Origin of the sequence: Pseudosulfitobacter sp. SM2401 (assembly GCF_042932805.1) — a bacterium.
Taxonomy (GTDB): Bacteria; Pseudomonadota; Alphaproteobacteria; order Rhodobacterales; family Rhodobacteraceae; genus Ascidiaceihabitans.
This window is the reverse complement of sequence record NZ_CP170633.1, coordinates 1,220,455-1,242,271: the sequence shown is the minus strand read 5'-3', so window position 1 is coordinate 1,242,271 and position 21,817 is coordinate 1,220,455. Positions and strand designations below refer to the sequence as shown.

At 56.4% G+C, this 21,817-nt stretch carries 24 protein-coding genes; 11 read left to right on the top strand and 13 right to left on the bottom strand.

Going from position 1 to position 21,817, the window contains the following annotated elements; genetic code table 11:
- The first annotated feature begins 8 nt into the window (after positions 1-8).
- On the top strand, positions 9-1,058 hold the full coding sequence (locus tag ACFIO0_RS06210; protein ID WP_390914487.1) for an ornithine cyclodeaminase: 1,050 nt from the start codon (positions 9-11) through the stop codon (positions 1,056-1,058).
- Between the two features lie 336 nt (positions 1,059-1,394).
- Positions 1,395-2,699, top strand: coding sequence for a hypothetical protein (locus tag ACFIO0_RS06205; RefSeq protein WP_390914486.1), 1,305 nt, complete (start codon positions 1,395-1,397; stop codon positions 2,697-2,699).
- A 6-nt stretch (positions 2,700-2,705) separates the two neighbouring features.
- Here the strand turns inward: ACFIO0_RS06205 and ACFIO0_RS06200 are convergent, their stop codons facing one another.
- The 5 genes from ACFIO0_RS06200 to ACFIO0_RS06180 form a co-directional block, all read right to left on the bottom strand.
- Entirely contained in the window at positions 2,706-3,029 is a 324-nt protein-coding gene (locus ACFIO0_RS06200; protein WP_390915290.1) for an HNH endonuclease, read from the bottom strand.
- Between the two features lie 100 nt (positions 3,030-3,129).
- Positions 3,130-3,177 (bottom strand): hypothetical protein, encoded by a 48-nt coding sequence (locus ACFIO0_RS06195; protein WP_390915289.1) that lies wholly within the window; start codon positions 3,175-3,177, stop codon positions 3,130-3,132.
- Positions 3,178-3,480: 303 nt separating this feature from the next.
- Positions 3,481-4,146 (bottom strand): alpha/beta fold hydrolase, encoded by a 666-nt coding sequence (locus tag ACFIO0_RS06190; RefSeq protein WP_390914485.1) that lies wholly within the window; start codon positions 4,144-4,146, stop codon positions 3,481-3,483.
- On the bottom strand, positions 4,143-4,766 hold the full coding sequence (locus ACFIO0_RS06185; protein ID WP_390914484.1) for a DNA-3-methyladenine glycosylase family protein: 624 nt from the start codon (positions 4,764-4,766) through the stop codon (positions 4,143-4,145). The genes ACFIO0_RS06190 and ACFIO0_RS06185 overlap by 4 nt, the downstream gene beginning before the upstream one ends.
- Positions 4,753-5,478 (bottom strand): precorrin-6A/cobalt-precorrin-6A reductase, encoded by a 726-nt coding sequence (locus ACFIO0_RS06180; RefSeq protein ID WP_390914483.1) that lies wholly within the window; start codon positions 5,476-5,478, stop codon positions 4,753-4,755. The genes ACFIO0_RS06185 and ACFIO0_RS06180 overlap by 14 nt, the downstream gene beginning before the upstream one ends.
- 54 nt (positions 5,479-5,532) lie before the next feature.
- On the opposite strand from ACFIO0_RS06180, the gene ACFIO0_RS06175 reads away from it, so the two are divergent.
- Positions 5,533-6,759 (top strand): MFS transporter, encoded by a 1,227-nt coding sequence (locus ACFIO0_RS06175; protein WP_390914482.1) that lies wholly within the window; start codon positions 5,533-5,535, stop codon positions 6,757-6,759.
- A 197-nt stretch (positions 6,760-6,956) separates the two neighbouring features.
- A complete protein-coding gene (locus tag ACFIO0_RS06170; protein WP_390914481.1) occupies positions 6,957-7,421 on the top strand; it encodes a hypothetical protein in 465 nt (154 codons plus the stop codon).
- A 10-nt stretch (positions 7,422-7,431) separates the two neighbouring features.
- Here ACFIO0_RS06170 and ACFIO0_RS06165 read toward each other — a convergent pair whose 3' ends face one another.
- From ACFIO0_RS06165 to cysS, 6 genes are all read right to left on the bottom strand, one after another.
- Positions 7,432-8,196 carry a squalene/phytoene synthase family protein gene (locus ACFIO0_RS06165; protein ID WP_390914480.1) on the bottom strand — a complete coding sequence of 255 codons (765 nt, stop codon included), beginning with the start codon at positions 8,194-8,196 and terminating at the stop codon, positions 7,432-7,434.
- Positions 8,186-9,166, bottom strand: a complete 981-nt coding sequence (locus tag ACFIO0_RS06160) for an alpha/beta fold hydrolase (RefSeq protein WP_390914479.1) — start codon at positions 9,164-9,166, stop codon at positions 8,186-8,188. Before ACFIO0_RS06160 ends, ACFIO0_RS06165 begins: the two co-directional genes overlap by 11 nt.
- Entirely contained in the window at positions 9,163-9,369 is a 207-nt protein-coding gene (locus ACFIO0_RS06155; protein WP_390914478.1) for a helix-turn-helix domain-containing protein, read from the bottom strand. Before ACFIO0_RS06155 ends, ACFIO0_RS06160 begins: the two co-directional genes overlap by 4 nt.
- Positions 9,366-9,773, bottom strand: coding sequence for a hypothetical protein (locus tag ACFIO0_RS06150; protein ID WP_390914477.1), 408 nt, complete (start codon positions 9,771-9,773; stop codon positions 9,366-9,368). Before ACFIO0_RS06150 ends, ACFIO0_RS06155 begins: the two co-directional genes overlap by 4 nt.
- A 69-nt stretch (positions 9,774-9,842) precedes the next feature.
- The gene (gene cimA / locus ACFIO0_RS06145; RefSeq protein WP_390914476.1) at positions 9,843-11,474 is read right to left on the bottom strand and encodes a citramalate synthase; all 1,632 of its coding nucleotides are present in this window, start codon (positions 11,472-11,474) and stop codon (positions 9,843-9,845) included.
- A gap of 301 nt (positions 11,475-11,775) precedes the next feature.
- Positions 11,776-13,209, bottom strand: coding sequence for a cysteine--tRNA ligase (cysS, locus tag ACFIO0_RS06140; protein WP_390914475.1), 1,434 nt, complete (start codon positions 13,207-13,209; stop codon positions 11,776-11,778).
- 122 nt (positions 13,210-13,331) lie between these two features.
- Between cysS and ACFIO0_RS06135 the strand changes: the two genes are divergently transcribed.
- The 5 genes from ACFIO0_RS06135 to ACFIO0_RS06115 all read left to right on the top strand — a co-directional run bounded on the left by ACFIO0_RS06135 (position 13,332) and on the right by ACFIO0_RS06115 (position 17,935).
- Positions 13,332-13,502: a hypothetical protein gene (locus ACFIO0_RS06135; RefSeq protein ID WP_390914474.1), complete on the top strand. Its 171-nt coding sequence runs from the start codon at positions 13,332-13,334 to the stop codon at positions 13,500-13,502.
- Positions 13,499-13,846: an MmcQ/YjbR family DNA-binding protein gene (locus ACFIO0_RS06130; RefSeq protein WP_390914473.1), complete on the top strand. Its 348-nt coding sequence runs from the start codon at positions 13,499-13,501 to the stop codon at positions 13,844-13,846. The genes ACFIO0_RS06135 and ACFIO0_RS06130 overlap by 4 nt, the downstream gene beginning before the upstream one ends.
- Before the next feature lie 78 nt (positions 13,847-13,924).
- Positions 13,925-15,112 carry an aminotransferase class I/II-fold pyridoxal phosphate-dependent enzyme gene (locus ACFIO0_RS06125; RefSeq protein ID WP_390914472.1) on the top strand — a complete coding sequence of 396 codons (1,188 nt, stop codon included), beginning with the start codon at positions 13,925-13,927 and terminating at the stop codon, positions 15,110-15,112.
- 126 nt (positions 15,113-15,238) lie between these two features.
- On the top strand, positions 15,239-16,987 hold the full coding sequence (locus ACFIO0_RS06120; RefSeq protein ID WP_390914471.1) for a sulfotransferase: 1,749 nt from the start codon (positions 15,239-15,241) through the stop codon (positions 16,985-16,987).
- A 114-nt stretch (positions 16,988-17,101) separates the two neighbouring features.
- Positions 17,102-17,935 (top strand): TPM domain-containing protein, encoded by an 834-nt coding sequence (locus tag ACFIO0_RS06115; protein WP_390914470.1) that lies wholly within the window; start codon positions 17,102-17,104, stop codon positions 17,933-17,935.
- Positions 17,936-18,006: 71 nt separating this feature from the next.
- On the opposite strand, the gene ACFIO0_RS06110 is transcribed toward ACFIO0_RS06115, so the two are convergent.
- Positions 18,007-18,594 (bottom strand): outer membrane beta-barrel protein, encoded by a 588-nt coding sequence (locus tag ACFIO0_RS06110; protein ID WP_390914469.1) that lies wholly within the window; start codon positions 18,592-18,594, stop codon positions 18,007-18,009.
- Positions 18,595-19,043: 449 nt separating this feature from the next.
- Here ACFIO0_RS06110 and ACFIO0_RS06105 point away from each other — a divergent pair, with 449 nt between their 5' ends.
- On the top strand, positions 19,044-20,582 hold the full coding sequence (locus tag ACFIO0_RS06105) for a trimethylamine methyltransferase family protein (RefSeq protein WP_390914468.1): 1,539 nt from the start codon (positions 19,044-19,046) through the stop codon (positions 20,580-20,582).
- Between the two features lie 234 nt (positions 20,583-20,816).
- Here the strand turns inward: ACFIO0_RS06105 and ACFIO0_RS06100 are convergent, their stop codons facing one another.
- Positions 20,817-21,050 carry a hypothetical protein gene (locus ACFIO0_RS06100; RefSeq protein ID WP_390914467.1) on the bottom strand — a complete coding sequence of 78 codons (234 nt, stop codon included), beginning with the start codon at positions 21,048-21,050 and terminating at the stop codon, positions 20,817-20,819.
- Between the two features lie 242 nt (positions 21,051-21,292).
- On the opposite strand from ACFIO0_RS06100, the gene ACFIO0_RS06095 reads away from it, so the two are divergent.
- The gene (locus tag ACFIO0_RS06095; RefSeq protein ID WP_390914466.1) at positions 21,293-21,784 is read left to right on the top strand and encodes a sigma-70 family RNA polymerase sigma factor; all 492 of its coding nucleotides are present in this window, start codon (positions 21,293-21,295) and stop codon (positions 21,782-21,784) included.
- Positions 21,785-21,817 lie beyond the last annotated feature (33 nt).

Here is a 21,817-nt window from a genome sequence, read left to right as displayed (position 1 = left end):
TTACCAACATGACAAATTTGAACCCTTCGGACAAAGCACTGGTGCCATTTGTCTCAGTCGATCACATGATGAAACTGGTGCATCACATCGGGTTGCGCGACATGCTGAAAGGCATCGCCGCCTACATCGAGCATGATTTCAAACGCTGGGAATTGTTCGACAAAACCGCACGCATCGGCAGCCATACGGACGACGGCGTGATGGAACTGATGCCGACTTCGGACGGATTGGACTATGGTTTCAAATACGTGAACTGCCATCCGAAGAACACGAAGGAAGGCTTGCAAACCGTTGTTGCCTTTGGACTTTTGGCCGATGTATCCACGGGCTATCCGGTGTTGTTAACCGAGATGACCTTGCTGACGGCCCTGCGCACAGCGGCGACATCTGCGACCATGGCCAAGCTACTGGCCCCCAAAGGCGCAACCTGCATGGCGATGATCGGCAACGGCGCGCAGTCGGAATTTCAGGCCATCGCGATGCAAGCCATTCTCGGCATCGACGAAGTGCGCCTGTACGATATCGACCCAGCGGCGACGGCAAAATGCGCGACCAATCTGACGGCTGCGGGCCTGCGCGTTACGTCGTGCAAAACCGCCCAAGACGCGATGAACGGCGCGCAGATCATCACCACCTGCACCGCTGACAAACAATACGCCACGATCCTAACTGACAACATGGTTGGAGCTGGCGTGCACATCAACGCCATCGGCGGCGACTGCCCCGGCAAGACCGAACTGGCCGAAGCGATCCTGCACCGCGCCGACATTTTTGTCGAATACCCACCGCAAACCCGCGTTGAGGGCGAAATCCAGCAGTTGCCAGAGGATCACCCCGTGACCGAATTGTGGGAAGTCATGACTGGCAAGGCCGCCGGGCGCACCTCAGAGCAACAAATCACCCTGTTTGACAGCGTCGGTTTCGCGATCGAAGATTTCAGCGCCTTGCGCTACGTGCGTGACCAGATCAAAGGCACCGAATTGTTCCACCCACTTGATCTGCTGGCGGACCCTGACGATCCACGCGATCTGTTCGGCATGCTGGACCGCGCGAAATAAGCGCAAAACGTTAGATTTTTTCTAAAATGAACACACATAGAAACACTTCATTCAAGACCCCAAGTTAGATTGCGCGTTGACTCGTGTTCATATCCACGCCTAGTCTTTTGAATGTTACTTGGGGTAATTAATTGTCTAATCGTATTGGGATTCCGATAGAGCCGTCGGATGCAAAAGTTGTTGTGCGCCAGAATTTCAGTTGGTTGCAGGTGGTGTTCTTTTTTGTCTGGAGCATTGTTTTTGTAGGGTTGGCTACGATGGCAATCGCGGTCGGCTCAATCTAACATGACTGTCTGTTTTTTCTGGGACTGGTGCCCGGTCGCGTCTGCGCCATGGATGAGTTTCACCCATCAAAAAGAAACTTTGCCAACAAAACCACACAAGTACTTTGAATATGGTGAATGCCTACCTGCCAAGGCAGACTACTGGATGCGCAGTGACGGAATTTTCATTTTTCGCCTTGAACTAGATGACGATTTAAAACTGTTGATCAAAGCGCGCAGCGAAATGGCAAACAAAGTTGCCTGTGCCGACCCCGATCTGTCCGATGAAGAACGCGCACTTTCCTTTGAAAGCCTGAAGTCCAAAGAGATCGTGAAAATTGCGAAACTGGTGAGCGACCAAATCAAAAGCAAACATCATGTTCGCTCAGTCGCGCATGGAATTCTGTTACCCCAGAACAATAGAACTAATTTTCTGGCCCCTATTTCGATCACACCTCGAAAGATATCGTCGCCATGTTTGGATGATCTGGAAAACCCGAAACAGGCCGTCGAATCGATGGTTAAAAACGAGAACATTAGGGATCATCTCTCTTCCAAGATCAAATTGGTGTCGATGCGGGGCAAGGGACTGGGGCGCACTTTGGACATCAAGGCACCCGTCGCTCTGTTACTGCGCCAACAGTTCAACCACTGCTTTGAGGCCTGTTTTCACGTTGTGGACGGCACCAAGCATCAGCCACCAAGATTGCCGTTCTTTGATGCGCCACGGATCAACAGCTGGTTGGGACGATTCAGCTGGATAAACGTGAGAAGCTTTTGGTGTATTTTTGCGCTCTACGTATTGTCGATCATTCTGATCATGGCGATCATTTTTTGGCGGCATTTGGATGGGGACGCAACAATCTCCGCTTTTTGGTCCGCATCATGGACAAACGCAGAACCGGTTTTGGCAATCTGCACCTTCATGTTTTCAATTCTGTTTGGATTTGTCGAAGTTCTGGTAAAACGCAATCAGGCGATCAAAGCGTTTGAAAAGGCACAAGAAATTCTGCGGGCGGGAAACATTTATTGCCTGGTTACAAAGAATCTATTTTCAACAATTGAAAAAAATCCGGACAAAGCTCTCGAGAACAACCAAACAGATCCATTGGTTTTAAAAGGTCAGATTGACCACGAACTTATGATGCGGGTCGAAACAGAAGGTGATTTCACCAATGCAATCGACGTGCTGCAAATTTGGAAAGCACGTGAGCAACAAAAACAATGGTTTGTAATTGCCTTACTGACGCCGCTTGTTTTTTACAGTGGCGTGCCGGTGATTGAATTTATTCAAGATGGTTCCCCATTGATCTACGATTTCTTCAAGTTTGTTTTGAAATCGTTCGGTTTGGAAAACCTGTTAACGAGTAGTGATTGACTGTTGTCACGCTTCCAACTCTGCGTCCCAATATAGAAAATCCATCCAGCTGTCGTGCAGATGATTGGGTGGGAATTTACGGCCGGTGTTGCGCAATTCTTCGGCACCCGGTTGGCGCGGCGGTTTGCGCAGATTCATGCCGGTGCGGTGCAAGGCGCGCGACCCTTTTTTCAGGTTACATGGGCTGCACGCCGCCACCACATTTTGCCAGCTGCTGACCCCGCCCGCGGCCCGTGGCACCACGTGATCAAACGTCAGATCCCCGCGCGCACCACAATATTGGCAACAGAATTCATCGCGCAAAAACAGATTAAACCGGGTGAACGCCACACGCTTTTGCGGCTTGACGTAATCCTTTAGCACCACCACCGACGGGATACGGATTTGCGTGCTGGGGCTGCTTACAATCGTGTCGTATTCTGCAACGATATCAACACGGTCCAGCCACGCCGCTTTGACCGCATCCTGCCAAGGCCACAGTGACAGCGGATAGTAGCTAAGCGGGCGATAGTCCGCATTCAACACCAGCGCCGGATGCTGCTTTAGCGCTGTCGGATTGCGGACAAAATCCGCTCGAAATTCAGAGTTCGTCAGACTGTTTGTCGTATGAGTATTACTCAAACTGGCCATCAATCATGTTCCTCGCCCGTGTGCTCACATCAAAGTCGCGACGTGCAGCTCGGGGGCGGGATCCCCCGATCCTGCATGACTTGACTATATCTCGTGGTTTGCAAGTGGCAAGTGCTAGGTTTGACGCAATATATTGCAGTTTCCGGTTTGCTTACAGACTCAGTTTATCGCGCATAAATGCCAAGGCGACGCTCAACCCATCAGGCGCAATTCCGTGGCCGGTGCCCTTCATCACATGGGCAAAAACGTCTTTCCAACCAGCACCTTGCAGCGCTTCGGCGGCTTCTTGCAAGGATTGCGGTGGCACCACGTCATCCTGATCGCCGTGCACCAGCAAGATTTGTGGGCGCACCACAACCTCGTCCGCCAACAGCTCCGGGCGCAACAAACGGCCAGAGAACGCAACCACGCCTGCCAGTTCGTCTTCGCGGCGCGGGGCCACATGCAGCGACATCATTGATCCTTGGGAAAAGCCGAACAACACGACCTGTTCGGGCAGCACGTCTTCGTCGACCATCAGGGCGTCCAGGAAGGCGTTGAAATCCTCGACTGCGGCGTTCAAACCGCGCTCGGCTTCTTCCTCGGATGACCCGTCGATCCACGGGATCGGGAACCACTGACGCCCGTTTGGCATGCCGGGAATCGTCTCGGGCGCGTCGGGTGACACAAACAACGTGTCGGGCAAATGTTCGCCCAAAGGGTCCGCGAGGCCCAGCAAATCAGCGCCATTGGCCCCGTATCCGTGCACAAACACGACAATTGATCGGACTTCACCGGAAACCGGTTCGCGGCGCTCGGACGTTAAAACTCGTGTCATGTGATACCTTCTCTGCCTTTAACAACGTGGTAGTACGCAAAGAGCGTGCGCGCCGCAACCGACCGCCAAGGCGACCAGTCCAGCGACTGCGCACGCATCTGTTTTTCGGAGGGCCGCTCGGGCAAATCGTACAGCCCTTGGGCGGCGATTTGCAGGGCCAGATCACCGGGGGCAAACACATCGGCGCGACCAAGTGAGAACATCGCGTAGATCTCGGCGGTCCACACGCCGATGCCTTTGACGGCAGTCAGGGTTTTGATGACGTCCGCGTCCGGGGCTGCGCGCAAGGCTGCGTAGTCGATGTCGGCGGCGGCCAGCGCTTGGGAATAGGCGATTTTCTGACGGCTAAGGCCCGCTGCGCGCAAGCCGTCATCACCGGCGGCGAGAACGGCAGCTTCGGTCGTCAAACCGTGGTCCTCCATCCGTTTCCAGATCGCATTGGCCGAGGCCACAGACACCTGTTGACTGACAATCGCGCTGAGCAATTGTGCAAACCCGTCACCGCGCCGGCGCAAGGGCAGCGGCCCGATTTCGGCCAGTGCGATTTTCATCTGCGGGCAGGTTTGTGCCAGCCATTCAGCCCCTTCTGAAACGTCCGCGTCGGTTTCAATGATCCGCATGGGCGCGTACTCTTTCTACGATTTGCGACAGGTCAGCCACCTGATCGGCATCAATTTGCAAGGATGGTGGGTCGATCATTACGATCCGAATGCCACAGGCGCGCGCGGCCTCTAGTTTGCTGGACCCCGCCACGCTGCCGGAATTGCGCAGCAGCATCGTATCCACCCCAAGCATTTGAAACAAAGCGATTTCATCGTCTGCATCAAACGGCCCTTCGCCAAAAATAAAACGTCCGTTTTCCAAGGGAAAATTCTGATCGTGCTGATCCAATTGGCGGCAAAAGACAGTCAAATCAGTGCGGTGGGTCAGATGTTTCAGCGTCCCGCGTCCGGTGACCACAAACAGCGTCGCACCCTGTGGGATCGCGTCGATTGCTGCATTCAGACTGCTTGCTTTGATCCACGCCTCACCCACGTCCTCGGTCCAAACCGGACGGGTTGCGCGCAGATACGGCAGGCCGCAGGTCGCCGCCACCTGCCCCAATTTGGACTGAAACGGGTGCGCGGCATCGACTACAAAATCGAAACCCGTCAGGAACGCGGCAAATGCGGCGTCATCCGCAAACGTGCCGTCATACGTTTTTGCAGGCGGTGCGGCACGGGCCACAGCGCGGCCTTCGTTGACACACGTGACCTCGACGCCCTGCAATGCTGACAAATCCCGCGCGAGGCCAACGCTTTCGCCCATCCCTGCGATCAGTAACAGTTTCATTTCAGCCGCGCGCCCCCTCTTGCTCACCCTCAGGCTAACGGCTATCGCTCGGGCATGACAGCCACAATAGCCCCCCCCGCAAATGATGCTTTGGCCAAACGAAACGTGTTTGTGCTGGTCTTGGCCCAAGCGTTCCTTGGCGCGCAAATGCCGCTGATCTTCACGATTGGCGGCCTCGCGGGGCAGTCACTGGCGTCCAACATTTGTTTTGCGACCTTACCGATTTCGCTGATTGTTCTGGGCTCGATGCTGTCGGCCACGCCGGTCTCAGCGATCATGCAGCGCTACGGACGGCGCACAGGGTTTTTGCTAGGCACGGCGGGTGGCGCGATTGCAGGCGCGATTTGTGCCTACGGCTTGTATCTCAGCAGTTTTCCGGTCTTTTTGATCGGCAGTTTCTTTACTGGCATCTACATGTCGGCCCAAGGGTTTTACCGGTTTGCCGCCGCTGATTCCGCATCTGACGCTTACCGCCCCAAGGCGATTTCATACGTTATGGCAGGTGGCCTAGGGGCTGCCGTGATCGGCACGCAACTGGTTAAACTGACCTCGGACGCCCTGCCCGTCGTGTTCATGGGATCCTACATCGCGGTGATTTTCCTGAACGTCATCGGCTCGTCACTGTTCTATTTCATCAACATCCCAAAACCCGCCGCACCAACCGCTGACAGCCCCAAAGGCCGCACCCGTTGGGAACTGATCACAACCCCGCGCATCGCCGTCGCAGTGATTTGCGCGATGGTTTCTTATGCATTGATGAACCTCGTGATGACCTCAACCCCGCTGGCGGTTGTTGGCTGTGGGTTCACCAAAGCGGACGCGTCCAACATCGTCATGGGCCACGTGCTGGCCATGTTTGCACCGTCGTTTTTCACCGGCCATTTGATCGCCCGCTTTGGCGTCGAAAAGATCGTTGGCATGGGCATCGCAATTCTGGGTGGCGCGGGTATTGTCGCGCTCATGGGCGTTGATATCATGAACTTTTACGTGGCTTTGGTGCTGCTGGGCATCGGCTGGAACTTTGGCTTTATCGGGGCTACAACCATGCTGACCACCAGCTATTCCGAACACGAACGCGGCCGTATGCAGGGCCTGAATGACCTGCTGGTGTTTGGCGGCGTGACGCTGGCTTCGCTTGCCTCGGGCGGTTTGATGAACTGCTCTGGCGGTGATCCGGCGACAGGCTGGGCGGCAGTCAACTACGCCATGGCACCGTTCCTGGTGCTGGCGGGCGGCGCACTGATCTGGCTGATGCTGCGCCCCAAAGAGCAAGCGGTTTAATGTTCTGGAATTCAAAATCTATTGTCAGCGACGACATGATGGGATGGATTCACGAAAGCTACGATTGGGTCGACACTCATCGCCCAAACTGGATCAAAGCGGCGTAACTGATCACCCCAACCCGTGAATTTTTCGACGTGCCAAAGGGGCAAGGCCAAGCGAGCGCACAGACAATTGCGAACCGGATTGCGCAGCTCATGGCACTAGACGTACAGATCACCGTTGATCCATTGCCAAAAATCGATGTGCAATGGCGTCACGATTACACCTCCTTGGGCGAAGTCGCTGGCGAATATCACCATGATCCTTTGAACCCGCTGATCTGTTACAATCCCGAACTCATGGCGCTGCCCATACAGGTCATCAACACGATGGCCCATGAATTGATGCATGCGCGCCTAGCTGACATCGTTGACCGCTTGCCCGGTGGATGCGGAGCACATGAACTGGCCACCGACTTGCACTGCATCATCGCAGGCTTTGGGTGTTTTCAGTTACAATCAGCGGAACAAGCAGGTTGGAGCGGATACATGACGCAGCCCTCGCGTGCGGCAGCGCTGGCTGTTTTTCTGGAACGTCGCGGGTTAAACCCCAAGGACGCAGAACCGTTTTTGTCTGCCCGACCACGCAAATGGCTAAACAAAGCTTGGAAACAGATCTAAAGCTTGCGCGCTACCAACGCCCGAACATCGCGGCCCAGATCAGGGGTTTGGGACGTGCATCCAGTCGCCCTTCGGCCACGGACATCGGGTCACGGACCGCCTGTTTCAGCAGTTGATCGGCACCAACCACGGGCCACATCGCGGCACTTGCGGCTTTGGAAATCTTGGCCTTTGACGCCCGCGCCTTTTGCAACCGCCGCAACGCGCCAGCCGCCAGTTCCTGCACGGCTTCAGCCCGACCATCCAGCAGCGGAACGCGCTTGGCCGCCTCAAGCTGAGGTACCGCGCGCAACCACGCAGCAATCCCTGCACCAAAGGCTGCATCGCGCACGACCTCTTCCTCAGCAGCACCCAAACTACGGGTCGCAGCGACCATCAAATGACCCGCTGTTTGATCAATGTAATTGGTGAAATGAGCCTCATCCTCAAACGCATCTTTGTAAATATCCCAACGCCTTACAGCGACCAGTTCATCCAGCATCGTAGCTGTGTCAGCCGACAAAACATCGACCAAAGGTGTGACAACCTCGTGACGACGCGCGCTCACACCTGTCGCAATTTCCTCAAGTGCGTCGCGCCACCATTGCAGGCGCATTTCAGCGATCATCGGCTCCGCTGTCACCCACGGCGCGCGCGCCACCTCGACGTTAAAGGCATACAGCGGGAACAGTTTGGCACGCGCAGCAACAGGCGCTGCCATCACAGTGCGAAACCGCGCGGGATCACCGCGTTCGACCAGTGCGGCGCAGGCGTTCAGATCATTATCAAAGTCCACTGAGATCCTCTTTGATCGCGACTAGGGTTTCTGGGGCATCGACAATCGCCAAATGCCCCTCGCCCTCTACCAACAGATAGCGGCCCTTGCCAGTGGCCTGTCGCATCAGCGGCTCATATTCATGCGCAAAGAACGCCTCGTCCTTGGTTCCGACAATCAGCGAGAACTTAGGCAAGGCTGCGATATCAGTCATGTAGTCGCCGCGCGGGGCAAAACCGGCGTTCAAACGGTACGAATACTGCGTTGTCGCTGTGTGCCCGTAGGGGCCGTCCAGCACCGCTGGTGGCATGTTGAACTGGATGATCGGCAGGTGGTTCAGCGCTGTGATTTTGAAAGTGTTCAGCATCGACAACCCAATAATTCGACGCACCATCGTGTGTGCCCAACCGCCCGCATTCTGCCGCGTGGTGGGTGCGTTATATTTCAGAAACGGGGCCAGCAGCACGGCGCGATCCAGCATGTCACCGTGTTCACCACCTGCAAAACGCACGACCAAACCACCACCAGAGGAATGGCCCAGCATGGCGATCTTTTGGGTCGGTTGTGCCTGTTCTGCGATCAAATCGGCCAGATCGTCCTCCATTTGCCCAATGTAATCCACATCACCGCGCCGTTCGGGGTTCGCCCCGTGACCGCGCAAATCGGGCACCAAAACGCGGGCGTGATCCGCCAAACCGCGCGCCAAACCGTCAAACTGCATCCCGTGCCACCCCGACCCGTGCACCAACACGATCAGCGGTTGATCCGCCCCCGCAGCACCGTACAGGCGCACAGCCATTTCGGACCCGTCGCGCATCAGGACGGGCGTGGTTTCAATAACTTGGCTTAGGTCTTGGCCCATCGCCGTCGTGAAATCGAGGCCCTGCGTCGGCTCCAACGGTTTCGGGCGGTCCGACGCGATCAACCCCAGCGCAATGCAGCCCGTGATGGCAAAAGATGTCAGGATAAAGCTAAACATACGTTTGATCACTCTATGTCCAATTCAAAAATATCGTGCACGCTGACGTCCAGCACACGCGCCAGTGTCAAAGCGAGGGTGGTTGAGGGCACAAACACCTGATTTTCGATGGTGTTAATGGTTTTGCGTGATACCCCCGCTGCTGTCGCAAGATCAGCTTGGGTCATGCTGCGCTCAGCCCGCAAAGCTTTGAGATGATTGCGTAAAACGTTCATGCGTCGCGCCACTCGTAGATCACAAACAACAACGGATGGGCGGCACCTGTGATGGTTCCCATCGCCGCAAACCCTGTGGCCCACGTGATCATGCCGCTGATCAACGGATAGGCAAACAGCGCGAACATCGACAACGCAATCCAGTAGGCGTGGCGTTGTGCTTTGGTCGTGGTTTGCAAGAACAGTTCGTCTGACGCAGCCTGCGCGGCACCGCGTCCGGCGATGAGAAACACGGTCCAGATCACGATTGCGGCCAGCACGCCGATGGCCAAAGGGATGAACCAAAGCATCGGATCGGGGCGATTCTGGATCAGCGCAAGCACGGCATACAGCAGGCAACTGCCGCCAACACCCAGCATGCCCAGGCTGCGGACTTTGGCGATGTGTTCATCAGACAGGGTCATGTGCGAATCCTCAAAAAGTAACTCATGGGTTACATTTAAGAAGATCACCATGTAACGTCAAGGTTACATTTATTTTGAAGCGTTTTGCCCTGCCCCGTCGCGGATCAATTTCCAGCGGATCGCATCCAGCAGCGCCTCGAATGACGCATCGACTATGTTCGGGCTGACCCCAACGGTCGACCAGCGCGCGCCATGTCCATCTTCGCTGTCGATGATCACGCGGGTCACAGCCTCGGTGCCGCCTTGTGTGATTCTGACTTTGAAATCAACAAGGTGCATGTCTTCGATCACACTTTGAAACGGCCCCAAATCTTTAGCCAACGCCTTTGCCAGCGCATTCACTGGTCCGCGATCCCCACCGGTTTCGTCCATGGATTCGCTAACCGAAAGCTTCTTTTCGCCGTTTACTTTGACGACCACAACGGCCTCGGACAGGCTGATCATTTGGTCGTATTTGTTTTTACGCCGCTCGACGGTAACACGGTAGCGCTTCACCTCGAACAGATCCGGCATCATCATCAATTCATCACGGGCGAGCAGTTCGAAACTGGCCTGCGCGGTGTCGTAGGAATAGCCTTCGGCCTCGCGGGTTTTGATGCGGTCCAGAATGCGGCTAAGGGCCGGATCTTTGGGTGCGACGTCGATGCCGGCTTCGGCCAAGCGGCGGCGCAAATTGGACTGCCCTGCCTGGTTCGACATCGGGATGATCCGCGCGTTGCCGATCACGGATGGCACGACGTGCTCGTAGGTGGTCGGATCCTTGAGGATCGCGCTGGCGTGCAGGCCCGCCTTGTGGGCAAAGGCAGACGACCCGACGAACGCTGCTTGCTTGGTCGGCACGCGGTTGAGGATTTCGTCCAACATCCGGCTGGTGCGGGTCAGGTTCGCGAGCGCGTCCGTGCTGACACCCGTTTCGTATTTGCTCGCGTAAGGTTCTTTCAAAAGTAAGATCGGGATTAACGCGGTCAGGTTCGCATTGCCGCAACGTTCGCCCAACCCGTTAAGCGTACCTTGGACTTGGCGCGCGCCAGCATCGATGGCGGCGAGCGAACAGGCAACCGCGTTTTCTGTGTCGTTGTGGGTGTGGATGCCAAGGTGGTCACCGGGGATGCCTGCTGCGATAACTTCAGATGTGATCCGGCCAACTTCGGCAGGCAAAGTGCCACCGTTTGTGTCGCACAACGCGATCCATCGGGCACCGTTTTCATAGGCCGCTTTGATCGCTTTTAAGGCGTAGTCAGGATTGGATTTGTAGCCGTCGAAAAAGTGTTCTGCGTCGAAAACCGTCTCGCGCCCTTGGGTATTGAGGTAGGCGAACGACTGGGCGATGTTCTCGAGGTTTTCGTCCAACGTGATTCCCAGCGCCGTGGTCACGTGAAAATCGTGGGTCTTGCCCACGAGGCACACTGCAGGTGTGTTTGCGTTGGTGACCGCGGCCAGAACGTCATCATTTTCAGCGGACATGCCGGCGCGTTTGGTCATGCCGAACGCAGTCATTGTCGCCCGGGTTTTGGGGGCCTCGTCAAAGAACGCGCTGTCAGTCGGGTTGGCACCGGGCCACCCGCCTTCGATGTGATCCACGCCCAGCGCATCAAGCGCATTTGCGATCTGGATTTTCTCGGCCGTTGAAAACTGCACCCCTTGGGTTTGCTGCCCGTCGCGCAGGGTGGTGTCAAAAAGGTAGAGGCGTTCGCGGGTCATGGTGCTGCCCTTTCGCGGCTCGGGCTGTGGGGTGTGTCGAGACACACCTTACCCGTTTGGATCGTAAGGTGTGTCTTGACACACCACGGGCGGATGTTGCGGAATACGGATTTGTTTCGCATGCGAAACATTTGCGTTAACAAGGGGTTAGCGTGCTTTAGGTTGTTTGAATCTTTACCGTGACATGAAATATCACGGATCTCACCCGACCCTCCCCCATGGCCAGATTTGGGGTCGGGGGCGATGCCCCCACCCTCGGGTCGTACGCGATCCTGTGTTTGTGCCAATACTTGGTGTAACGTCATTTGATAGCTTCCAATTTTGACGGTTCAAAGTTGGAAGTGATATTTACCTTCACACCTTCCTTGGTCATTTGAATTTCCACGCCAGCGGCCTTCGCCAATCCCTTCAAACGGTCTACTACTGAAAAGTCTTTTGTTTTCATTGCTTCTGCGCGAGCGAGTACCAATAGATTTTCAATTTCGTTGAGCTTCTCTTGGTTTTGAGACTGCAATGATAAATCTCGCATCCAGCGATCGTGTACAAATGAAGGGTTGACGAGTTCTAGACCTAACAAGCGCGCGGAACTGACAAGCTCACTAATCTTTCCCTCTTTATGGAGTATCCCTAAAGCATCCAACGCACCTTTTGTATTCAGATCGTTCGCAAGAGCGTTGATCATCTCTTCACTAGGTGCAGCGGCGTCTGGCTCCTCAACCTGTGCCCACTTAGTCAACGTATCAAGTGCTTCTCTAGCCTTTAAGTCTGTCCAATCCATAGGTTTCCGATAATGGGTAGACAGCATCACAAATCGGATAACTATACCAGGCACACCTGAAACCCATGAGTTATGCGGCTCCAACAAATCGCGCACGCTAAAGAAATTGCCAAGCGACTTGGACATCTTCTTGCCCTCGACCTGAAGCATTTCGTTGTGCATCCAGACGTTGGCAAAGCCGTGCCCGGCGCAGGCCGATTGTGCGATTTCGTTTTCGTGGTGCGGGAACATCAGATCGTTCCCCCCGCCGTGGATGTCGAATGCCTCCCCAAGCAAATCATGCGCCATGGCCGAGCATTCGATGTGCCAGCCCGGGCGCCCCCGTCCCCATGGACTGTCCCAACCCGGTTGGTCCTCGATTGAGGGTTTCCAGAGCACAAAGTCCATCGGATCTTCTTTGAACGGTGCCACCTCGACCCGCGCGCCAGCGATCATGTCGTCGACTGACCGCCCCGACAGTTTGCCGTATTCTTTGTACGACCGCACCCGGAACAACGCATGCCCGTCTTTGGCATAGGCGTGGCCCTTGGCGATCAAGTCTTCGATCATCGCCACCATCGGCGCGATGTAGCCTGTGGCGCGTGGTGCGTGGGTTGGTTCAAGCGCGCCGAGTGCGCCCATGTCCTTGAGGTACCAGTCAATCGTCTCTTCGGTCCGCTCCGAGATCAGGTCCTCGAGGGACCCTTGCGCCCCAGCTTGCTGGCGCGCCAATGCGGTTGCGTTGATCTTGTCATCGACGTCCGTGAAATTGCGCACGTAGGTCACGTGATCCGCGCCGTAGACGTGTCGCAGCAGCCGGAACAGCACATCAAACACCAGCACCGGCCGCGCGTTGCCGATGTGGGCGCGGTCGTAGACGGTCGGCCCGCAGACATACATCCGCACGTTTTTGTCGTCGATGGGTGCGAACAGCTCTTTGCGGCGGGTTTTCGTGTTGTGCAGCTGGATGTCGGTCATAGTCAGGTCCTAAGCATGGTCGTATGCGGCGCATGGTCGTATGCGGTGTTAAGCGCGGGCTTAGCAATTCTGGTCTATGGATGGAATGACAGAAAAAACCCGCTGAGAAAGATCAGCAGATAATGCAGCAGATAATTGTTGCGTTCATTGTCATGGGGCAATGGTTACGGCATTGGTGTGCATTTGGTCAACCCTTAGCGGAACTGGCCTTAGCGGAACTGGCCTTAGCGGAACTGGCCTTGGCAGAACTGGCCTTGGCAGAACTGGTGGCTTCGGGCATTCTGGTGTCATGACCCGTGATGACATCAACGCAATTTGCGAAACCTTTCCGGGGGCCGAGCTGAGCGACCCTTGGGGTGGTGGCCATGACGCGTGGAAGATCGGTGGCAAGATGTTTGCCAGCATCGGCGTTTTGGGCGACGGGGTGTCAGTCAAAACCCCTGATGTTGAAACCGCCACCTTGTTGATCGAACTTGGCCGCGCCGAGAAGGCCCCCTATTTTCACCGCTCTTGGGTTCGGGTCCAGTGGATTGGTGCTGATCCCGCTGAAATTACCGATCGCCTGACGCAGTCCTATGACATTGTGCGCAGTGGGTTGACCAAGAAGCTTCAGGCGACTTTGCCAGCCCGAACGTAGGCTGTGCTGATCACTGGCGATTGACGAATCAAACGCGCTCTGCCCCCTTGGCGGAAATTCAACGTCGGAGCGCACCCCATGAACCTTAGCACACGTATCACCACCCTTTTGGGCGACGGCGGATCAGACGGTTGGGAAGTTTTCCTGAAAGCCCGCGGTATGATCAAGGCTGGCACCCCTGTGGTCGAGCTGACTGTGGGCGAACATGACATCCTGACCGCCGCGCCAATTTTGCAGCAGATGCATCAGGAGGCGATGAATGGTCATACGGGTTATGCGCTGGTCCCCGGCATTGACGAGCTGCGCGAAACCGTTGCCGCCCGTGTGCAGGCCCGTACTGGCGTTGTGACAACCGTTGATAACGTGATGATCACCCCCGGTGGGCAATCGGCGTTGTTTGCCGCGCACAATGCAGCACTTGATCCCGGCGACACCGCGCTGTTTCTTGATCCCTATTACGCCACCTACCCCGGCACGTTGCGCTCTGTCTCGGCGATCCCGCATCCCGTTGCGACCCGCGCCGAGGATGCGTTTCAACCTCGTGCTGCCGATCTGGAGGCTGCGGCCAAGGAAACTGGCGCACGGTCCTTGCTGATCAATTCGCCAAACAACCCCACGGGCACGGTGTACGGCACCGAGACGATGCAGGGCATTGCCGACGTATGTATCAACAACGACATGTGGCTGATCTCGGACGAGGTGTACGACACCCAAGTCTGGGAAGGCGATCACATCAGCCCGCGCGCTTTGGACGGCATGGCAGAGCGCACGCTGGTCGTCGGATCAATGTCGAAATCGCACGCCATGACCGGATCGCGCTGTGGCTGGATCGTTGGGCCAGAAGACGCGATCGAGGCCATGATCAATCTGGCCACCAACACCACCTACGGGGTTCCGGGCTACATCCAGCGCGCGGCCAAGTTTGCGCTGGAGCAGGGCGAGGCGTTTGAGGCCGAGATCGCAGAGCCGTTTCGCCGTCGCCGTGGCATCGCATCCGAAATCATCGCGCGCCAAAACACCGTGGGGCTGATCCCTGCCCAAGGTGCGATGTATCTGATGCTGGATGTACGTGCGACGAGCCTCAGCGGTCTGGAGTTCGCCTATGCCTTGCTGGATGCGCATAAAATTGCGGTGATGCCCGGGGAAAGCTTTGGGACAGCAGCCGCCGGGCATATCCGTGTGGCGATGACGATCGATGACGCGCGCTTTGCCGATGCTCTCGGCACGCTGTGTGCCTTTGCCGAAGGTTTAGTGAGCGAAAAATAGCCGGTTGCCACGCAATATTGGTGACTTTGCCCGCAGAGCATCAAGTTTTCGTGCGCCTCGGTTGCGCAATCCAACCTGCCAAATATATGGAAACAACACACCCATAACGTGAGTTATTTCCCAAGCATGGTACACCAAACGGATTTGCAAGACGCCGGAAAATTTTTACAACAAGGCAATTACAAACGCGCATTAAAAGCCGCGCAATTGGCCGCAAAAAAATCGCCTAAGTCTGCTGTGGCACCGAATATTATCGGAATTGCAACAAGCGCGATAGGACGCCCAAACGAAGCCATCGCGCATTTTCAAAAGGCGCTGAAACTACAACCGGATTTCCCCGAGGCGCAAAAGAACCTTGCCCAGACGCTGATCCTGATCGGGCGGGCGGACACGGCTGTTGCGTTGCTTGCGAAACTGGCCGCGACCGCACCAAACGATTGGCAGGCCTGGTTTCTAAAGGCACAGGGCGAACTGGCCCTAAGACGCGAGAACGACGCGCTGTATTCGACCGAAAAGGCGCAAACCGCAGCCCCGCGCAATCCGGCGATTTACCACCTGCGCAGCAAAATTCTGCTCTCGCTGGGCAAAATCAAAGACGCCATCGACGCCCTTGAAACTGTCTTGCAGATCAATCCTGACGATGTGCTGGCGCTGACCCAGCTAAGCCTGCCGCTGGCCCGACAAAACCGCACCCAAGAGGCGCTAGACGTCGTGCAAAAGGCGGTCGCACTTGCGCCCGATGACATCCCTGCCCGCTACCGGCTGGCCACGCAATACGTCGAAATGGGCGACACCGCAGAGGCGATCAAACACTACACCGCGATCCTTGCGATCCAGCCCGACAACCCCGACGCACTAGAACAATTGACGCTGTTGCGACCCGCAGCCGAGATCGGCAAAATGGAACCACAGATCCGTTCTGCGTTAAACAAAGCGGCCAAAAACACCGAAGAACGCGCCAGTCTGTTCTTTGCATTGGCCAAGGTTTTGACAGCCAAAGACGATACCGTCCAAGCCCGTAAAATGCTTGGGCTGGCGAACAAGGAAATGGCAAAGCTGCGCCCCTACGACCCTGTGGCAGACGCTGCTGTGACCCGCGCAACCCTTGACAGATTTGCCCAACCTGAGGTGCATTTTGACGACGCACCACAGGGTCCAAAACCGATTTTTGTGCTTGGGCTGCCACGTTCTGGCACAACACTGGTTGAAACGGTTCTTGGTCTGCACCCGAACGTCGCCCCCTTGGGCGAACGCGGCACCGCCGGATTTCTGCTGCGCGACATCATTGAACACAACCTGCCGTTCACGGCCCGAGACGCCGCCGCCTTGGTGCGCGAAGATCAGCGATTGCTGCCGGATTTGCCCGAAGACACGGTCGCCTACATCGACAAAATGCCGGAAAACTATCGGTTGGTCGGCTTCCTGAAAATGACCTATCCGAATGCCCGCATCGCCCACGTGCGGCGTGACCCCAGAGACATCGCGCTGTCGATGTGGAAATCGCATTTCTCTGGCGCTGTGCTGTCGTATTCCTATGATCTGGACTGGATGGCCGAGAAGTTTAATCTGTACGCGCAGTCGATGGCGCATTGGCGCGCGGTGTTGCCGGGGCAAATTCTGGACGTCCGCTATGAAGATCTGGTGCAGGACATCGCAACCACTGGCGCGCGGATGGCGGCGTTTTGTGATCTGACGTGGCACGACGCGATGGCCCATCCCGAACGCAGCACCACCGCGGTGCTGACCCTGAGTGCGACACAGGTGCGCCGCCCTGTGCACACGGGGTCGATTGGGAAATGGCGCGAAGACCCAGGCATTCTGGACGACTTTGTAACGCGGTTGGACCCAGCCCTGTGGGGGGATTATTTGAACTGATCGATGGTGATCCGCCCGCGTGTGCAGCCCCTGACAGTTAATCACTGACAAAGCCCCCCGTCGCAGGCTAGCTTGTTGCTGTTCAACGGCAACGATGCGCAAGGGTGATGTGAAATGAAACGGTTTGTGGGTGCGATGATTTTGATGCTGTGGCCCTTGGTGGCTGCAGCCCAGTATTTCCCTGACTATGAATCAACGACGGTGAATGATTTTGCCGGGATCTTGCCCGACGAGAATGAGGCCGCGCTGAGCGCGCAGTTGCATGCGTTGAAATCAGAGACCGGCGTCGAGATGACGGTTGTGACCCTGTCGCGCAAAGACACCTATGCGCCCAACATCTCGATGGAAGAATTCGCCACAGGTCTGTTCAACGAATGGGGTGTCGGCGACAAGATCGCAAACAACGGCATCATGGTGCTGGTGCTGTACGCCGACCGCGAGATGCGCATCGAATTAGGCTCTGGCTATGACAGCGCGTGGAATTCGGTTGCAGCACAGGTGATTGATCGCAGGTTCCTGCCCGCCTTTCAGCAAAACGACTACATCGGCGGAATCATGGCCGGCGTCACCGATACCATCGACACGATTGCCCGTCCGGCTGCTGCAAATCAAGACCCACCGGTAAACAACGGCGGCACCATCTGGTTGGTGATTTCTGCGTTGATTGCTGGCTGGGTCGTGTTCCAGAACAAGATCAAGGCTGTGTTTGCGCGGCTCAAACCCTGCCCGTCTTGCAACGCACGTGGTGGCCTGCGCGTATCGCGCACCGTCATCAAGCCTTCGGCAAAAAGGGACGATGGATCGGGGGAACAAACCACCGCCTGCACCAAGTGCGGATACAGCGCCAGTTCCATCTACGTCATCGGTCAAAAAAGCAGAAATGACGGGAAAGGCGGATCATTTGGAGGGGGCAGTTCCAGTGGCGGCGGGGCCTCTGGCAAATGGTAGCGGTTTGGGGCACCTGACATGATCAGATGCCCCAGTTTTCTTAAACCGGGTGTTTAGAATTGGCCCAGTGTTTAGAATCGGAACGACGAACGGATGTTGATGCTGGTTGCGTCTGCTTCGACGCCAGAACCGCCAATGTCGTCAAACGAGTGGGTCAGGACCTCACCACCGACCACGAAACGGTCGTTGATTTGGTACGCAACACCAAGGCCGCCGAATTCACCGGTTTCGGAGCCAATTGACGTGTCAACTTGCGCAACACCAGCTGTGGCATAAAGCAACGTGCGCCCCAAGTCATAGCCTGCGCGCAGTTTCAAACGTGCAACGCTATCGACCGTGGCAGCACCGGCAAGGTCTACGTCAGTAAAGTCGTAGTCGACCTCACCACCCAGCACAAAGCGGCCAAAGTCATAGTCATACCCAGCGTGCACACCGATAGAAACGTCATCGCCGTCAGCTGTTCCGGTGCCGTCCACATCCAGGTTGCCCAATTGCAAACCACCGTAGAACCCGGTCCATTCCCCACCTGTGTAGGGCTGCGGTACTGGGGCTGCTGGTGGCGGTGCAATCGTTTCAACAACCGGATCGGCAATTGATCCGGCATATGCAGGTGTGTAGGCCAACCCGGCCAAGGCAAGTACTGATAAGACATGTTTCATTGTGGAACTCCTGTATCGTTAATGCGTGGCATTTCTTTGACCAGCGCAGTGTCTATCTGGGGTGTCGAATAGCAGGTTGCACGCCCTGATGATGGCGCGTTCACTTATGGGCAAGCCCTTGCCACTGCACGACAAAAACCCGCCGATTGGCGACGTGCGAACACACCTGATCGGCAAAAATGTGCTGATAATTGCGCGCTGACTCAGCAAATATGCGCCGAACGCGCAAAAATACATCATGTCGCAAACAAGCTAGACCCAAGTCGCTGGGGTACGACATCGTGTAAGCACCATTCATCGGAGGACTGGCATGCAGGGACCCTGCTGCAAAATCGAGCTGATCGTGCGCACCATCGGTGCAGAGCGTGGCCGTGCGGCGCGTGGGCGTCCCCGTTTGGGTTAGATCACGACCCAAACCTGCATTCTGCCTTTTCCGAACGGACCCTCTTATGAACGATATTTCCCCTTCTCGCAGCGGTGGCCGCGCCGCCCGTCGCGCTGCCCGATCCTCTGCCCTGCCCGACCACCTGCGCCCTATTCGCCCCGGCATGGAGGGCGGCACGTACAAACCCCTGTCGCAGATCGACATGGATCGCATTCACGAGGCCGCATTGACGGCTTTGGAAACCATTGGACTGGCCGATGCACCGGAAAGTGGTGTGGCCTATCTGACCGGTGTCGGTGCTGTCCAAGGCGACGACGGGCGCATCCGCTTTCCGCGCGCGCTGGTCGAGGACACAATCGCCAAAGCCAACAATTCCGTGACGCTGTTCAGCCGTGATGGCCGAAATGATCTGGAACTGTCAGGCACACGCGTCCATTACGGGACGGCCGGTGCGGCGGTCCATCTGGTCGATGTGCATGGCCGCACATACCGCGAATCCACCAACCAGGATTTGCACGACGCCGCCCGCATTTGCGACACGCTGGAAAACATCCATTTTGTGCAGCGCCCGATGGTGGCACGCGACATTCTGGACACCTGCGAGGGCGAATATAACGCGGTCTATTCTTGCCTCTCGGGCACAACAAAACATGTCGGCATTTCATTTTCCGAGCCACAGTTTGTCGCCCCCGCCGTCGAGATGCTGCACATGATTGCCGGTGGCGAAGACAAATGGCGCGAGCGCCCCTTTATGTCGAATTCGAACTGCTTTGTGGTTCCGCCGATGAAATTCGCCACTGAATCCTGTCTGGTTATGGAGGAATGTATCAAAGCTGGCATTCCAGTGCTGTTGCTGTCGGCGGGCATGTCGGGGGCAACTGCGCCATCGACCATCGCTGGTGCGATTGTGCAGGCGGTTGCGGAATGTCTGGCCGGACTGGTCTATGTGAACGCGGTAAAGCCGGGCGCGCCGTGTATCTTTGGCACGTGGCCGTTTGATCTGGACCTGCGCACCGGCGCGATGACGGGGGGATCGGGCGAACAAGCCTTGCTGACCTCGGGCGTGTCGCAAATGCACAAATACTACGGGGTTCCGGGCGGTGCGGCGGCTGGCATCGCCGATTCCAAAGAACCGGATATGCAGGCAGGTTGGGAACAGATGTGTTCCAACGTCATGGCGGGCCTGTCGGGCTGCAATATGATTTACGAGGCGGCAGGCATGCACGCGTCCCTTTTGGGCTTTTGCCATGAATCGCTGATTTTGGGCGATGACATCATCGGTCAGGCGCAGCGCTGCGTGCGCGGCATCGAGGTGAACGATGAAACCCTCGCGCTGGATCAAATGGCATCTGTCTGCATGGGCGGGCCCGGTCACTATCTGGGCACCGATCAAACCCTCAGCCGGATGCAAAGCGACAATGTCTACCCCACACTGGGCAACCGGATGTCACCCAAAGAATGGGCCGAAAGCGATAAACCGGGCCTGTTGAACAACGCCGTAGCCCGCAAAGAAGCCATCTTGGCCCAAGTGTCCGCAGCCAGGTTTGACCCACAGGTGGATGCGGAAATTCGGGCAAAATTCAACATTTACCTCGGCTCGTAATCTGCTGGTTTTAAACAAATACCTCAAAATATAACACGGCCCGAAAGATCATTTATGATCAATCGGGCCGTGTGCCCCCACACTGGCGGTTCGGGCGCGATGTCCAGTCTGAAGAAATGTCTAAAGGTGTCCCGTGCGGTAGCTTAGCGGATCCCTCTGGGGCGAGTTTACGCTAATCTCCTTACGTCTTTAGTCATTATTCATGCCCGAGAACCTGTCGTGTGGATATCTGCGTTATTCGGAAGGCATCAGGCCAGCTTCTTGGGCTGCTGCAACTTCGTCGCCATCCAGCGCACCATCAGCATTCAGGTCCATGCCGGCAAAGCTGTCGGCAGTAACGTCAGGGTATACTGCTTGCACTTCGTCCAACGTCAGAACGCCATCACCATTGGTGTCAGCAGAGACTTGTGCCATTGCAAAAGCCGGAATGGTGATCGCCATTAGGGTCAATGTGGTGAGCTTTGTCATAGGATTTCTCCCTTTCAGGGTGGTTGGTTGTGTTGAGAGCCTTCATCGGTTCTCACCCTGTTTGATGCGGAAATCACCCGTTGCATCCGTGCCCTTTTGAAACACGCGGTGGACCGCCGAAAGCGCGCGCGCGGTTGCGCAACGCTCCGCCCAAAAAGCGCGGGGATGTGCCATCGGCTAAATTCCCCCGTATAGCTTATTTTTCAGGCTCTGGCAGGATGAAGCCCAGAGGAGAATTCAACATGTCCAAATCTGAAACCGATACAATTGACCCGTCCCGCTTGCCCGATCTGATGCCTATGCTGCAAAAGCGGGCCCGTCGTTTGACCAGTAATCCAAGTGATGCAGAGGACCTTGCCCAGGAAACATTGGTGCGTTTGGTCAAAAAACTGGGCGAAGGGCGCGCCATCGATGACCTGCCCGCCTACGCGATGCGCACGTTGCACAATCAGGCGCGCATGTTGTGGCGCCGCGCCCCTGCCCCCGAAGAATTGGGCGAGGATGACGCCGCGATCGAGCCTGTCGCGATGGACCGTCTGGAATGTGAAGACACGCTGCGCGCGATTTCCGATCTGCCGGATGATCAATGCGCGTTGATGGAAATGGTCAGTGCCGGTGAAACATCGCCCGCAAAACTGGCAAAACGCACCGGGCTGCCGCTGGGCACAGTGATGTCACGATTGGCCCGCGCGCGTGCCCGCCTACGGGCGGCATTGGGCAAAGAACCCAAGTAGGATCGACGTCAGGGACCGCCGTTTTCGCATGGT

What these genes read in the sequence shown, in the direction of transcription:
- ACFIO0_RS06210 (WP_390914487.1), top strand. Translation starts at nt 9, where the DNA reads ATGACAAATTTGAACCCTTCGGACAAAGCACTGGTGCCATTTGTCTCA.
- ACFIO0_RS06205 (WP_390914486.1), top strand. Translation starts at nt 1,395, where the DNA reads ATGAGTTTCACCCATCAAAAAGAAACTTTGCCAACAAAACCACACAAG.
- ACFIO0_RS06190 (WP_390914485.1), bottom strand. Translation starts at nt 4,146, where the DNA reads ATGACACGAGTTTTAACGTCCGAGCGCCGCGAACCGGTTTCCGGTGAA.
- ACFIO0_RS06185 (WP_390914484.1), bottom strand. Translation starts at nt 4,766, where the DNA reads ATGCGGATCATTGAAACCGACGCGGACGTTTCAGAAGGGGCTGAATGG.
- ACFIO0_RS06180 (WP_390914483.1), bottom strand. Translation starts at nt 5,478, where the DNA reads ATGAAACTGTTACTGATCGCAGGGATGGGCGAAAGCGTTGGCCTCGCG.
- ACFIO0_RS06175 (WP_390914482.1), top strand. Translation starts at nt 5,533, where the DNA reads ATGACAGCCACAATAGCCCCCCCCGCAAATGATGCTTTGGCCAAACGA.
- ACFIO0_RS06170 (WP_390914481.1), top strand. Translation starts at nt 6,957, where the DNA reads ATGGCACTAGACGTACAGATCACCGTTGATCCATTGCCAAAAATCGAT.
- ACFIO0_RS06155 (WP_390914478.1), bottom strand. Translation starts at nt 9,369, where the DNA reads ATGAACGTTTTACGCAATCATCTCAAAGCTTTGCGGGCTGAGCGCAGC.
- ACFIO0_RS06150 (WP_390914477.1), bottom strand. Translation starts at nt 9,773, where the DNA reads ATGACCCTGTCTGATGAACACATCGCCAAAGTCCGCAGCCTGGGCATG.
- cimA (WP_390914476.1), bottom strand. Translation starts at nt 11,474, where the DNA reads ATGACCCGCGAACGCCTCTACCTTTTTGACACCACCCTGCGCGACGGG.
- cysS (WP_390914475.1), bottom strand. Translation starts at nt 13,209, where the DNA reads ATGACCGACATCCAGCTGCACAACACGAAAACCCGCCGCAAAGAGCTG.
- ACFIO0_RS06135 (WP_390914474.1), top strand. Translation starts at nt 13,332, where the DNA reads ATGCAGCAGATAATTGTTGCGTTCATTGTCATGGGGCAATGGTTACGG.
- ACFIO0_RS06130 (WP_390914473.1), top strand. Translation starts at nt 13,499, where the DNA reads ATGACCCGTGATGACATCAACGCAATTTGCGAAACCTTTCCGGGGGCC.
- ACFIO0_RS06125 (WP_390914472.1), top strand. Translation starts at nt 13,925, where the DNA reads ATGAACCTTAGCACACGTATCACCACCCTTTTGGGCGACGGCGGATCA.
- ACFIO0_RS06120 (WP_390914471.1), top strand. Translation starts at nt 15,239, where the DNA reads ATGGTACACCAAACGGATTTGCAAGACGCCGGAAAATTTTTACAACAA.
- ACFIO0_RS06115 (WP_390914470.1), top strand. Translation starts at nt 17,102, where the DNA reads ATGAAACGGTTTGTGGGTGCGATGATTTTGATGCTGTGGCCCTTGGTG.
- ACFIO0_RS06110 (WP_390914469.1), bottom strand. Translation starts at nt 18,594, where the DNA reads ATGAAACATGTCTTATCAGTACTTGCCTTGGCCGGGTTGGCCTACACA.
- ACFIO0_RS06105 (WP_390914468.1), top strand. Translation starts at nt 19,044, where the DNA reads ATGAACGATATTTCCCCTTCTCGCAGCGGTGGCCGCGCCGCCCGTCGC.
- ACFIO0_RS06100 (WP_390914467.1), bottom strand. Translation starts at nt 21,050, where the DNA reads ATGACAAAGCTCACCACATTGACCCTAATGGCGATCACCATTCCGGCT.
- ACFIO0_RS06095 (WP_390914466.1), top strand. Translation starts at nt 21,293, where the DNA reads ATGTCCAAATCTGAAACCGATACAATTGACCCGTCCCGCTTGCCCGAT.